13 protein-coding genes and 1 pseudogene are annotated in these 12575 nt (G+C 72.3%); 9 read left to right on the forward strand and 5 right to left on the reverse strand.

Going from position 1 to position 12575, the window contains the following annotated elements:
- Positions 1-94: 94 nt before the first annotated feature.
- Both ACFXHB_RS42765 and ACFXHB_RS42770 read left to right on the forward strand, forming a co-directional pair.
- Positions 95-952, forward strand: a complete 858-nt coding sequence (locus ACFXHB_RS42765) for an ABC transporter permease (RefSeq protein ID WP_380582305.1) — start codon at positions 95-97, stop codon at positions 950-952.
- The gene (locus tag ACFXHB_RS42770) at positions 931-1854 is read left to right on the forward strand and encodes an ABC transporter ATP-binding protein (protein WP_380582307.1); all 924 of its coding nucleotides are present in this window, start codon (positions 931-933) and stop codon (positions 1852-1854) included. The genes ACFXHB_RS42765 and ACFXHB_RS42770 overlap by 22 nt, the downstream gene beginning before the upstream one ends.
- Before the next feature lie 222 nt (positions 1855-2076).
- Here ACFXHB_RS42770 and ACFXHB_RS42775 read toward each other — a convergent pair whose 3' ends face one another.
- Positions 2077-2823 (reverse strand): SDR family oxidoreductase, encoded by a 747-nt coding sequence (locus ACFXHB_RS42775; protein ID WP_380582309.1) that lies wholly within the window; start codon positions 2821-2823, stop codon positions 2077-2079.
- Between the two features lie 96 nt (positions 2824-2919).
- Here ACFXHB_RS42775 and ACFXHB_RS42780 point away from each other — a divergent pair, with 96 nt between their 5' ends.
- Complete coding sequence (locus ACFXHB_RS42780; RefSeq protein ID WP_380582311.1) at positions 2920-3843, forward strand: AraC family transcriptional regulator; 924 nt, start codon at positions 2920-2922, stop codon at positions 3841-3843.
- 264 nt (positions 3844-4107) lie between these two features.
- On the opposite strand, the gene ACFXHB_RS42785 is transcribed toward ACFXHB_RS42780, so the two are convergent.
- Positions 4108-4644: an RICIN domain-containing protein gene (locus ACFXHB_RS42785; RefSeq protein ID WP_380582313.1), complete on the reverse strand. Its 537-nt coding sequence runs from the start codon at positions 4642-4644 to the stop codon at positions 4108-4110.
- 932 nt (positions 4645-5576) lie between these two features.
- Between ACFXHB_RS42785 and ACFXHB_RS42790 the strand changes: the two genes are divergently transcribed.
- A complete protein-coding gene (locus tag ACFXHB_RS42790) occupies positions 5577-6056 on the forward strand; it encodes a GNAT family N-acetyltransferase (RefSeq protein ID WP_380582315.1) in 480 nt (159 codons plus the stop codon).
- Entirely contained in the window at positions 6053-6556 is a 504-nt protein-coding gene (locus ACFXHB_RS42795) for an HIT family protein (protein WP_380582317.1), read from the forward strand. Before ACFXHB_RS42790 ends, ACFXHB_RS42795 begins: the two co-directional genes overlap by 4 nt.
- A 99-nt stretch (positions 6557-6655) precedes the next feature.
- Here the strand turns inward: ACFXHB_RS42795 and ACFXHB_RS42800 are convergent, their stop codons facing one another.
- Positions 6656-6943, reverse strand: a complete 288-nt coding sequence (locus tag ACFXHB_RS42800; RefSeq protein WP_380582319.1) for a hypothetical protein — start codon at positions 6941-6943, stop codon at positions 6656-6658.
- A gap of 586 nt (positions 6944-7529) precedes the next feature.
- On the opposite strand from ACFXHB_RS42800, the gene murF reads away from it, so the two are divergent.
- Positions 7530-8927, forward strand: a complete 1398-nt coding sequence (murF, locus tag ACFXHB_RS42805) for a UDP-N-acetylmuramoyl-tripeptide--D-alanyl-D-alanine ligase (RefSeq protein ID WP_380582321.1) — start codon at positions 7530-7532, stop codon at positions 8925-8927.
- On the opposite strand, the gene murC is transcribed toward murF, so the two are convergent.
- On the reverse strand, positions 8928-10355 hold the full coding sequence (murC, locus tag ACFXHB_RS42810; RefSeq protein WP_380582323.1) for a UDP-N-acetylmuramate--L-alanine ligase: 1428 nt from the start codon (positions 10353-10355) through the stop codon (positions 8928-8930).
- Between the two features lie 54 nt (positions 10356-10409).
- Positions 10410-10604: a hypothetical protein gene (locus ACFXHB_RS42815; RefSeq protein WP_380582325.1), complete on the reverse strand. Its 195-nt coding sequence runs from the start codon at positions 10602-10604 to the stop codon at positions 10410-10412.
- A gap of 159 nt (positions 10605-10763) precedes the next feature.
- Here ACFXHB_RS42815 and ACFXHB_RS42820 point away from each other — a divergent pair, with 159 nt between their 5' ends.
- The 3 genes and pseudogenes from ACFXHB_RS42820 to ACFXHB_RS42830 all read left to right on the forward strand — a co-directional run.
- A complete protein-coding gene (locus ACFXHB_RS42820; protein WP_380582327.1) occupies positions 10764-11717 on the forward strand; it encodes a multiprotein-bridging factor 1 family protein in 954 nt (317 codons plus the stop codon).
- Between the two features lie 14 nt (positions 11718-11731).
- Positions 11732-12295 carry a peptide deformylase gene (locus ACFXHB_RS42825; RefSeq protein WP_380582329.1) on the forward strand — a complete coding sequence of 188 codons (564 nt, stop codon included), beginning with the start codon at positions 11732-11734 and terminating at the stop codon, positions 12293-12295.
- A gap of 13 nt (positions 12296-12308) precedes the next feature.
- Positions 12309-12521: pseudogene (locus ACFXHB_RS42830) on the forward strand (NUDIX hydrolase); the annotation flags it as partial.
- Positions 12522-12575 lie beyond the last annotated feature (54 nt).

The raw sequence follows: 12575 nt of genomic DNA on the forward strand, positions 1-12575 counted from the left end.
GGCACCCGCGGGTCACCACGAACCCGTCCATCAGCAAGACCAGCCGCCCCCGCCGGGGCCAGGCCGGAATCCCTACACACGGATTAGGACCCCCGTGACCGTCACCACCCCGCCCGCGCCCACCCGCCCGCACACCCCCGGCCCGACCGGCCCGACCCGGCGGGCGCGCCGTTCCCGCGGGCCGGTGGGCCGGCCGCGCCGCCGGATCCCGTTCTCCCGCGCCCTCGGGCCGGTCCTGCTGCTCGTCCTCTGGTGGCTGGCCTCGGCCACCGGTCTGCTCGACCCGCAGACCCTCGCCCCGCCCGCCGACGTCGCCGCCACCTTCGGCGACCTGGTCCGGTCCGGCGAACTCCAGGACCACCTGCTGATCTCCCTGCGGCGGGCCTCCCTCGGGCTCGGCTTCGGCGTGGCCGCCGGGCTGCTGCTCGCGCTCGCCGCCGGGCTGAGCCGGATCGGTGAGGCGCTGATCGACGGCACGGTGCAGCTGGTCCGCTCGCTGCCGATCCTCACCCTGGTGCCGTTGGCCATCCTCTGGTTCGGCATCGGCGAGGAGGTCAAGGTGATCCTGGTGGCGCTCGGCACGCTCGTCCCGGTCTACCTGAACACCCACGCCGGGCTCACCGGCCTGGACCCCCGGTACGCGGAGCTGGCGCAGACCGTCGACCTGACGGCCGCCGGGTTCCTGCGGCGGGTCGCCCTGCCCGGGGCCGCACCGGGATTCTTCACCGGGCTGCGGATGTCCGTCACCATCTCCTGGCTGGTGCTGGTGGTCAGCGAACAGATCAACGCCTCCAGCGGCATCGGCTACCTGATGACCCAGGCCCGCACCTTCGGCCGCACCGACGTCATCGTCGTCGGCCTGGTCGTCTACGGCCTGCTCGGCCTGCTCTCGGACACCCTGGTCCGCCTGATCGAAAGGAGGGCGCTGGCATGGCGCCGCACCCTGGCCTGACCGCCGGTCCCGTTCCCGGCCCGGAGCTCGTCGCCCCCCGGGGCGCCGACGTCGTCGACGCGACCGGGCCCGCCGTCCGGCTGCGCGGACTCACCCGCGCGTTCAACGGCCGCACCGTCCTGGACGGCGTCGACCTCGACCTGGCGCCCGGCGAGTTCACCGCCCTGCTCGGCCACAGCGGCTCCGGGAAGTCCACCCTGCTGCGGGCCCTCGGCCGGCTGGACGGCCACGGGTACGACGGCCGCACCCGCGGCGGCGCCGGCCGCGGCAACACGCCCGGAGCGACCGGCGCCGGCACGGCGGACACCCCCGACCGCGTCTCGGTGGTCTTCCAGGACGCGCGGCTGCTGCCCTGGGCACGCGTCCTGGACAACGTGGTGCTCGGTCTCCGCGGTCCCGGCGCCGAGGCGACCGGACGGGCCGTGCTCGCCGAGGTCGGCCTGAGCGGCCGCGAACGGGACTGGCCGGCCGTCCTGTCCGGCGGCGAGGCTCAACGCGCGGCGCTCGCCCGGGCCCTCGTCCGGCAGCCCGAACTGCTGCTGCTGGACGAGCCGTTCGGCGCCCTCGACGCACTGACCCGACTGCGGATGCACGCCCTGCTGCGGCAGCTCTGCGCCCGGTACCGGCCGTGCGTGCTGCTGGTGACCCACGACATCGACGAGGCGCTGGCACTCGCCGACCGGGTGCTGGTGCTGACCGACGGGCGGATCTCGCACGACCTGCGGCCGTCCCCGGCCGGCGCGACGATCGGCACGGCGAACGGCGGGGCGAACGGCGGGGTGAACAGCCCGACGATCGGCGCAGCGGGTGGCACGGCGGACCGCTCCGTCGACGGGCGGCCGGCGTCGTCCCGTGCGGAGCTGCGCCGTGAACTGCTGGCCGCGCTCGGTGTGGAGGAGTGAGGAGCGGGCGGGCGGCATCCGGTGGCCCGGTCCGCCCGCCTGCCCGCCCGTCGGCGCACCGCCCTGAGGCGCACCGCGGGTCGGCGCCCTCCTGAGCCGCCGCGCCGCCGGCGTCGTGGCGGCCTCCGCCCGCGCCACCGGAGTCCCGGGCGGCGCGTCGATGGCGCCCGCCGCGCCGGTCCCCGCCCCGGGCGCCGTCGCGCCCACCGCCGGCGGCCGTGGTCAGGCCAGGGCGGCCCCGCCGTCGAGGGTGAGCACCGTGCCGGTCGCGTAGCCGTTGCCCAGGAGATGGAGGTAGGCCGCCGCGGCCTCCTCGGGGCTGCCGACGCGCCGCACGGGCAGGCCACTGCCCTGCGCCTGGAGGAAGGCCTCCGGCTCAGGCACGGTGTGGTCCCAGAGTTCGGTGCGGATCGCGCCGAGGCGGACCGCGTTGACCCGCAGGGGGGCGAGCTCAAGGGCCAGGGCTCGCGTCAGACCCTCGACGGCCGCCGTGACGCTCGCGCCGAGCGAGGCTCCGGGGACGGGCCGGGTGGCGAAGGCCCCGGACGTGAAGGTGATCGAGCCACCGGGACGGAGCTTCGGCGTCGCGTACTTGGCCGCGAGCAGGGCGCCCCAGAAGCGACGCTCGAAGAACGCTCGGGACTCCTCGGCGGTGAGGTCGGCGAGCGGCTTCAGCAGCAGGGGTTCGCCCGCCGTGTAGACGAGGTGGTCGAACGCGCCGATCCGGTCGAAGAAAGCGGCCAGCGCGGCGTCGTCGGCGACGTCCAGCACGATGCCCTCGGCCCGGCCGCCGAGCCTCTTCACCGCCAGGTCGACCCGGCCCTGACTGCTGGAGGCGACGACCACGTTCGAGCCCTGAGCCGTGGCGCCCTGCGCGACGGCGAATCCGATGCCGGAGGTGCCGCCGATGACGACGACCCGCCGGGTTTCCGCCGTGTTGTTCGTGACGTTGTTCATGACGTTGTTCATGACGAGAACGCTACGAGTCACCACCGAGACAATGAATAGCCTGAAGTCTCGATTCCCTGTCCGATCGTCTCGATCCCCGCGCGCTAGGGTGAGTTCATGGACATCCTCAGCGACACGCTCGCGGCCCTGCGCACCGGGCGTCCGTCCGTGGTCCGTACCGACGCCCGGGCACCGTGGGGTGTGCGCTTCCCACCCATCGCGGGCGCCGGGTTCCACGTCGTCGTCGAAGGACGCTGCCTTCTCCTGCCGGTCGGCGGCGCTCCGATCCCCCTGGGCCCCGGCGACGTCGTGTTCCTGCGGCGCGGGACCGATCACGCCATCTGCGACGCGGCCACCAGCGAGCCGGTCGCCTTCGAACCCGACCGCGTCGACACCTCGTCAGCCATCGGGCGTTTCACCGTCGAGGGAGACGGCGCTCGCAGCGTGCTGGTCTGCGGGGCGTACCACCTCGACATCGACCGGCCGCATCCGCTGCTCGGCGACCTCCCGGAGGTCATCCACCTCCCGGCCAGCCCCGGTCGCCATCCGGCGCTGCGCTCGGCGGTCGACCAGCTCTGCGCCGAGATCCACCGGCCCCAGCCGGGTTCGGACTCCGTGGTGACGGCGCTCGTCGACCTGCTGCTGCTCTACATTCTGCGGTCCTGGTACGCCGAGTTGCCCGCGGAGCTGACGCAGGGCTGGGCCTCGGCCCTGAACGACCCGTTGATCGCCCCGGCGCTGAAGGCGATCCACGACGACCCGGCGCACCCGTGGACCGTCGAATCGCTCGGGAGCCGGACCGGGCTGTCGCGCGCCGCGTTCGCCCGGCGGTTCACCGCGGTGGTCGGCGAGCCCCCGCTCAGCTATCTGACCACGTGGCGGATGGCCGTCGCGGGCCGGGCGCTGCGCGAGACGGTCGACTCGCTGAGCACCGTGGCCGAGAGCGCCGGCTACACCTCGGAGTTCGCGTTCTCGAAGGCCTTCAAGCGGCATTTCGGCGCCCCGCCCGGCGCCTACCGGCGGGAGCGGCGGACGGTGTAGGCCGGCACCGGCGGCCGGAGACCGCGGACCCCGCGACCGGGCGCGGCAGGGCGATCGACGCCCGAACGACCCCCGCCGGCACCCGCCACGCCCAAGCGTTCGCCCCGGCGCCGGGGGGTACCGGCGCCGGGGCGAACGCCGCAGGCCGCGACCCCGACGGCACGGTGGCCGTCAGCGACGTCCTCGCGGCTCGCGGGAGCTCCGCGCGAGGGGCTCAGTCCTTCTCCTCACCCTGGAGACGCCCGAGCCCGCGTTCGCCGTGGATCAGGCCGCCCAGATCTGGTCGGCGAAGTCCAGGCAGCGGTAAATCATCGCGGCCGTGCCCACGGAGCTGCCCTGCGCGGTCAGGCAGAGACCACTGCTGTTGACATTCCGGTACCGCACCGAGCCGTTGCGACCCGGAACGAGCTCGGCACTCCACAGCTGGTCCCTGAGCCCGGTGCAGTCGTAGATGAACGCGGGGTTTCCTTCGACCCCGCCCTGCGCGGTCAGGCAACCCGTTCCGTACGCGTTCTTGAAATACTTGTTCTGGATGACGCCCGTGGTACCCGCCTGGGGCACGGTCCAACTCTGGTCGTCGAACGGGTTGCACTGGACGAGGGTCGCCGTCGAGCCGTAGGCACCGTTCGCCGGAACGGCCAAACACTTACCCCCACCGACCGCCGTCGACAGATAGTGAATTCCCGGAGGGTCGATGACGCTGTCGGGAGCGCCACCCACCGCCGACGCCGAACCCGCGGGAGCGAGCATGCTTCCGACAATTGCCGGAAATGCGAGAAGGCCGAGAATCTTCTTGTTCACAAACTCCCCCTTTTGTGACCGGGGAAGCGCTCCGCTCCCCCGGAAATCAGGCTAGCAAGCCGATCTCCGAAACGGAAGATTGCATACATCTCGTATCAACCGATTCAAGTCATATGTTGCGCAATGTAACGCGAGTCCGCCCCGGCACCTGCCACGACAATTGACCCGAACCTCCTTCTTTACGGTCATCGCGAGCATTCCCGCCCGACTCGACCCCCCTGCCGAAGGCTGCGGCGAAGGCACGGTGGTCGGCCGGGAACGACGCCCCGTGGACCCCTTCCACAGACCCCCTCCGCCGCGGTGGTGGCACCGGAAGGCCATGGATTCAAGACGGAGAAGTCACCAGGGAGAGGTCACCCGCGGTACTACGGATACAGCGGCGGCGGGCAGGGAAGCTCCGTGCTGCTCCGCAGTACGGTCGACTTGAACGACATGGTCACCGCCTTCTCCGCCGCGCTGCGGTACCTGACCACCTACCCGGAGCAGTAGACCGGGCCGACGCGCTCCGCGCCCTGGGCGCCACCACCGCTCAAACCACGTGGGCGCCCGGGAAGGCCGGCATGGCAGGCCACCCTCGATCCCCAGCGGCGTCGCCGTCGCCGACATGCGCCGGCCGGCCAACGGTGAACCCCGGGAACCCTCCCCAGGACGGGCGAGCCCTGGATGTGCCGTCCCGATCGACCGCGAACCCGTCATACTCAATTCCGTTGACAAGCTTCAAACGCGTGGGCTCCTGCGACTCCCGACCAGAGATCGGCGAACCGGCCCGCTTTCCCGGACCGGAAGGTCGAGGAGGGCCGGCGGCTGGACAAGGCCGCCGCACGACTCCGGACCGGTCGTCGCCCCCGGGAGGCCGCGGCTGGTCCACACCATCCAGGTCAGGGGCGGCGAGGGCCCGTTCCTCCGCCCGCCCCCGTGGAAAGGACCAGCCGTTGACCCACTCCACCGCCGCCCGGCCCGCCGTGCCCGAGGACGCCGACGAACTGCTGCGCCTGCGCGTCGCCGTCCTCGACGGCGGCCCGCTCACCGACGCATGGCGCACCACGTTCCGCGACGACATGCGCGAACGCCTGGGCACCGACCCGAACCTGCTCGCCTACGTCGCGCCCACCGCCGGCGGCGGCCTGGCCGCGTGCGCCATCGGGATCGTCTACCGCGGTTACCTGGGCCCCGCCTTCCCCAACGGCCTCTGGGGCCGCGTCCACACCGTCGCGACCGACCCCGACCACCGGCGCCGCGGCCACGGGCGCGCCGTCACCACCGCGCTCGTCGAGGCGTTCAAGGACCGCGGCTGCGGATCCGTCGAACTGCGCGCCACCGCGGCCGGCGCGGGCCTCTACCGCACCCTCGGCTTCGAACCCCTCGACGGCTACATGACGTTGCGCCCCGGCCCCGGCGGGTGGGTGCGGTGACGGCCTTCGACCTCGACGCCTACCACGAGCGGGCGCGCACCGGGCCGTGCTTCATCTGCGCGATGCTCTCCGGCACCCCCGGGTACGAGCACCGGGTCGTCCTGGACGACGGCGACCACGTCGCGTTCCTCGACCGCTACCCGACCCTGCCCGGCAAGGTGCTGGTCGCCCCTCGCGCCCACATCGAGGACACCATCGGCGGCCTGACCGAGGAGCGGTACCTCGCTCTGCAGCGGACGGTCCACCGCGTCGCGACCGCGCTCAGGGAGACCGTCCCCACCGAGCGCGTGTACGTGCTCAGCCTCGGCAGCACGCGGGGCAACTCCCATGTCCACTGGCACATCGCCGCCCTGCCCCCGGGCGTCCCCTACGAGCGGCAGCAGTTCCACGCCCTGATGGCCGAGGGCGCCGGCGTCCTGCCGGACGACCCAGAGCGGGACGAGCACCTGGCGGCCGCGCTCCGGACCCGCCTCGATCGCGGCGCCGAACGGGGGGCTTGACCACCTGCGGGCGGGCGGCCCCGGCCGAGGGCGCCCCGCGCGTTCCGGCTGATACGGCGGGCCGCTCCCCGTCAGGCTCCGCGGCCGGGGCGGGTCGCCTCAGGACGCGTCGGCGAGAATCAACTCGGCCATCGTGAGCAGGCGCTGAAAGACCGTGCGGCCCTCGCGGTACTCCGCGGAGCGTCCCGGCAGGACGACGGCCGCCCGGAGCTCCAGCACGCATGTGCGCAGGATGTCGAGGTGCCCTTCCCCGGGAACCCCGCCGTTGCCGAGGTAGGTCAAGACGCAACCCGCCATCGTCAGGTCCAGGTAGGCCAGATCGAACTTGTCGTCGAACGGCACCTCGGGGAACGGCTCCGGGCGGTGCCACGCCCACAGGAGGGCCACCTCGCGGACGGTGGCGGCGTGCCCGTCGGGGCCGACAGCCCGGACTCCGTGGTCATGGGGACGATCCTCCCCGATGTGTCGTCCTCCGCCCGTCGACCGCGCGGGGCCGCCCCCGCACCGAGTCCGGACCGAGTCCGGCGCCGGTCGGCCTGACCCCTGCCGGACGGACACAAGGTGGGTGTGTGGGACTGGAGCGCGAAGCCCGGAGCGCTGTGGCCGAAGTAGACCACCAGCACCTTGATCGTTTCGCCGACATCGGGTGACGCGATGCAAGGCGCTGCGCCCTTGGGGTGGCGGGGTGCGACGTGGGGGCGATCGCGCCTCGGCACGTCTGGCGTAGTCTGGCAGGCCCTGGCGGACCAGTGACTCGCGAACGGCCCGCCGGAGATCAGTGAGCCGTCGCGATCGCCGGGGCGGCCGCCGGTGACGAGGGCGATACGACGTTCAGCTGCAGACATGCTTATCTTCCTTTTGTCACAGTCTGGTTCGGAATGCGCGGGTTGGCTGGCGCGAGGTTGGGGAGCCGCTAGCGTCGAAGGCGGGCCGCCCTGACGACGGGCGGGTACGTCGATGGATCGGAGCCACCGTGGTCCCCATGACCCTGCAAGAGATCGCCGAGGCTGTCGGGGGCGCTCTGCACGACGTCTCCGATCCGGGCGCCGTGGTCGACCGGCCGGGGGTCATCGACTCGCGCCTGGTAGAGCCCGGGGCGCTGTTCATCGCGCTGCCGGGCGAGCACACCGATGGGCACCGGTTCGCCGAGGCCGCCGTGGCCGCAGGTGCGGTGGCAGTGCTGGCCGCGCGGCCGGTCGGGGTGCCGGCGATCGTGGTGGCGGATGTCCAGGACGCGATGGGCGCCCTGGCCCGCGCGGTGCTCGATCGCCTGAAGGCGCCGACCGTGATCGGGCTGACCGGCTCGGCCGGGAAGACCAGCACCAAGGACCTGCTGGCCCAGGTGCTGGAGACCATGGACACGACGGTGGCCACGCCGCTGTCGTACAACGGCGAGATCGGCCTGCCGCTGACCGTCTTCCGGGCGGACGAGAACACCCGCCTACTGGTGTTGGAGATGGGCGCGCGCGGCGCCGGGCACATCAAGTACCTGACGGGGATCGTCCCGCCGAAGGTCGGCCTGGTACTGAACGTCGGAACCGCGCACGTGGGCGAGTTCGGTGGCGGGAAGGAGTCGATCGCCGTCGCGAAGGGCGAACTCGTCGAGGCCCTGCCCGTCGACGGCCTGGCGGTGCTGAACGTCGACGACCCGTACGTCATGTCGATGGCGTCGCGAACGGTCGCGCCGGTCCTGACGTTCGGGGTGGAGGCTGGGGACGTGCGGGCCGTCGACGTTGAACTGGACGCCGCTGGCCGGCCGTCGTTCACCCTCACGTACCGGGGCCAGAGCGCCCCCGTGAAGCTGGCGCTGCACGGCGCCCACCACGTGTCCAATGCGACGGCCGCCGCCGCGGTGGCGATCGGTCTGGGCGCGAGCGTGCGGCAGGCGGCAGATGCGCTGACCGGTGCTCGGCAGCTGACGCCGGGCCGGATGGACGTCACCGAACGGACGGACGGCGTGACAGTGATTAACGACGCGTTCAACGCGAACCCCGATTCGATGGCCGTCGCCCTGTCCGCGCTTACCGCCATGGCCGGCGGCGGGCGGAGGACGGTAGCGGTGCTGGGCGAGATGCGGGAGCTGGGCGAGGAGTCCGAGGCCCACCACGCGGAGCTGGGTCGGCTCGTCGCCCGCAGTGGGATCACCGACCTCATCTCGGTCGGCGACTGGGAGGCCCGGCTGGTGCACACCTGGGCGGTGGAGGGCGGCGTCAACGGCACGCTGGTGCCCGACCGCGACGCCGCCCTCGACCTGCTGCTGACCTACCTCAAGCCCGGAGATGTGGTGCTGGTGAAGGGCTCCCACAGCGTCGGGCTGGAGGACACCGCGATGCGGCTCGCCAAGCCCGACGCCATGGGTCTCACCGGCTGACTACGCGGCCCGGACCGCCGCCGGGGCCTCGGCCAGCCGCAGCAGGACCGCCCTGCCGACGCGACCGGCGGTCCCAGTGCCCATCGTCACGACCAGGTCGCCGGGCCCGACCAGCTCGGCGACCACGTCCGCCACGTCGCGCCCGTCGCCCGCGGTGTGGGCCCGGCCACCGCAGGCGGCGACCTGCGCGGCCATCGGCGCGATGCTGATCCCGGTGAGCGGGGACTCGACCGAGGCGTGCACGTCGAGAAGGAGGACTTCGTCGGCCGCCGCGAGCCGACGGCCCATCTCCTCGCCGAGGGCGGCGGTGCGGGTCCAGCCGGTGGGCTCGAACACCGCGATCACCCGGCCCTCGGTGAGCATCCGGGCCGTGGCCAGGTCGGCGGTGATCTCGCTCGGGTGGTGGGCGTAGGAGTCCAGCACCGTGACCCCGCCGTGGGTGCCGGTGGTGGTGAGCCTGCGCTTGATGCCCTGGAAGGCGTTGATGCCGGCCGCCAGGTTGGCGGGTTCGGCACCGAGCACCCGGCCTGCCGCGAACGCGGCGGCGGCGTTCAACGCGTTGTGCCGCCCGGGGGCAGCCAGGGTGAACTCGTGCCACGAGCCGTCCGTGTCCTGCACGGTGACGTGGCTGGCGGTGCCGTCCCACAGCACGCGCAACACCCGCACGTCGGCGTCCTTGGCCTCGCCGACCGTGACGACCCGCGGGCCGGGCGCCGCCTGGAGGCGCTCGATCAGCAGCCGGGCGCCCGGGTCGTCGGAGGAGACGACGAGCACTGAGCTGTTGCGGGCCAGGCGCTCGAAGACGTCCAGGACATCGTTCAGGTCGACGTACTGCTCGGGGTGGTCGTCGTCCACGTTCAGGATGACGGCGACCTGCGGGTGGTAGCGGCCGGCGGTGCGGTCGCTCTCATCGGTCTCGGCGACCAGGAGGCCGCCGAGGCCCTGGTAGGCGTTGGGGCGGCCGACGGGGGTGCCGCCGATGGCGTACGACGGGTCGAGGTGGACCAGGGCGGCGCTGAGGATGCCGGTGGTCATGGTCTTGCCGTGCGTGCCCGCCACGGCGACCGACTGCTCGGCGGTGGCGATCAAGTGCGCGAGCACGTCCGAGCGGTGTACCACCGGGATGCCGGCCCGGCGGGCGGCGGCAACCTCGGGGTTGCTCGGGGTCACCGCACTGGACCACACGAGGACCGTCGTGTCGGCGGGCAGGTTGCTGGCGGTGTGGCCGATGGCAACCGAGGCACCGGCGTCCTCCAGCTCACGCAGGGCGGCGGTGTCGCTCGTGTCGGAGCCGGACACCCGGCTGCCGCTCTCCAGCAGCAGGCGGGCGACGGCCGACATGCCGGCGCCGCCGATACCCACGAAGTGCGGGCGGGTGAGGTCGATGGGGCCGTCGTGGACGGGGACGATTACGTTCCTGGTTTCCATGCTGTGCGCTCCAGTTCGGAGTCCAGCCCGTGATGGGCGGTGAGTGGAAGGGCACTACGCGTAGGTGCCGCTGTCCGGCGCCGAGTTGGCCGTCGGGTGAGCACCGATTCGGGCCGTGTCGAAGTCGTTGTGCACGATGACGCCGAGCAGAGCGATCACCACGGCGTTGCCGACCGCCCACAGGACGCCGAGGAAAGCGCCGACCGGATCGCGGTGCTGGCCTCGGCGGCGGGACGAGGGCTCGTACACGGCTAACTCCTCGCGGCAGAAGGGAGGATGGGGGCTGGTGCTGGCCGGGCGCTTGAAGTGCGTGCCCGATGGGGTAATGACAGCCGGAGACAGGACCGTGACGGGATGGTGAGCTAAGGTCACTCACGGTTCATTCATCACTCACTGGGGGCGGAGCGGATGGAGACAAGCGCCGACCACGACGCGGTCGACCAGGCCATGGAGGCGTTCGCCGCCGAAGTCGCCCACTGGCGCGAGGTGCGCGGACTCTCCAAGCGCGGGCTGGCCGGGAAGATGGACTTCGACCCCTCGTACGTCAGCCACATCGAATCCGGCCGCCACAAGCCGACCGAGGAGTTCGCCCGCCTCGCCGACGAGATCCTCAACGCCGGGAAGGCCATCTGGCGGCGCTGGCTCGACTACGACGCCGCCCGCTCCCGCAGCCGCACCCCGACCTCGCCGCCGGCGCCCCGCCGTTCCGAGCAGCCGTACGCCTCCGGGGCCGCGATCGTGGTCGAACACGATGAAGCCGCGCTCCAATTCGACGGCTTCACGTACCGGTTGACCATGCGCCGCCGCCTGCGAAACACCGGCACCGAGCCCATCACCCGCTACCTCATCCGCATCGCCGTCGACCGTTACCCCGGCGAACCCGAGCGCTCCAACGCCCACTACCGTGAGCACCCACTGACCTGGGGCGAACTGGCCCTCACCGCTTCATGTCAGGGCGAGGACATGCGATGGCAGGCCAAGCACGACCGCGACGCCTTCAAGGAGGTCTGGCTCCTGTTCGACAACGAGCACGGCCGCTTCCCGCTCTACCCGGGCGAGGCTACCTGGATCGAGTACGCCTACAGCGTCGGCGCCGACAAGTGGGGCCACTGGTTCCAGCGCGCCGTCCGCCTGCCCACCGAACACCTGGCCGTACACCTTGACTTCCCTGCCGCCCTCGACCCGGTGGTGTGGGGCACCGAGACCTCCATGACCGCCGAGGCCGCGCCGCTTCGCACCGCCGTCAGCCGCCACGACGAGGGCGAGCGTCGGCACTTCGCCTGGGCCACCGACGACCCGCCGCTGCACGCCCGTTTCCGGCTTGAATGGCGCTTCCGCGCCGCCGCCAACAACCAGCAATAGACCAAGGAGACCAGGTGATCGAGGTGCGGCCCAGCCAGCAGATGCAGTCCCTCGGCGTCATCCAACAGGGCACCCCCATCCTCAACCGCCCCGCAGAGCCCTTCGACCTACCGGCCGAACGCGCCGCCGCCCAGGCCGTGATCGACGAACTGTTCACCGCCGTCGACCGGATCGGCCGAGTCCACTCCTTCGCCAAGGGCATGGGCCTCGCCGCCCCGCAGATCGGTATCTCCCGCGCCGCCGCCCTCGTCCTGCCCCCGACCGCCGGCGCCGAGCCGATCATCCTCCTCAACCCGAGGATCACCGCCGTCTCCGACGAGACCGACGAACAGTACGAGGGCTGCCTCAGCTTCTTCGACGTCCGCGGCATGGTCCCCCGCCCCCTCCGCATGGACGTCACCGCCACCACCCTCGACGGCACCATCACCACCGTCACCTACGAGTTCGGCCTCGCCCGCCTCATCGCCCACGAGATCGACCACCTCGACGGCCTGCTCTACACCGACCGCATGCGCCCCGACGTCCACCCGATCCCGGTCGAGGAGTACCGAGGCACCGGTTCGATCTGGGCCTACTGAGCGGCTCAAGTCGCACCACAAGGGCTGGCAGCTTCTCGCCGGCGGGATGATCGACGCCGATGAACTGCCGTGGGAGGCCGCGATCCGCGAGACGCGGGAAGAGACCGGCCGGATCATCGGTGGCGAACCGAGGCTCCTGGCCGCCGTCTTCCGACTGCCCACCGGAGAGTTCCCGACCCGCTTCGGCTACGTCTTCGACGGCGTTGCGCCACGTGGCGCTCTGTAGCATCCCCAATTCAGTTGGGAGGAATTCGAAGGGAAATTCCTGGGTCACCCGACC

It is taken from the genome of Kitasatospora sp. NPDC059327, assembly GCF_042752535.1.
Taxonomy (GTDB): domain Bacteria; phylum Actinomycetota; class Actinomycetes; order Streptomycetales; family Streptomycetaceae; genus Kitasatospora.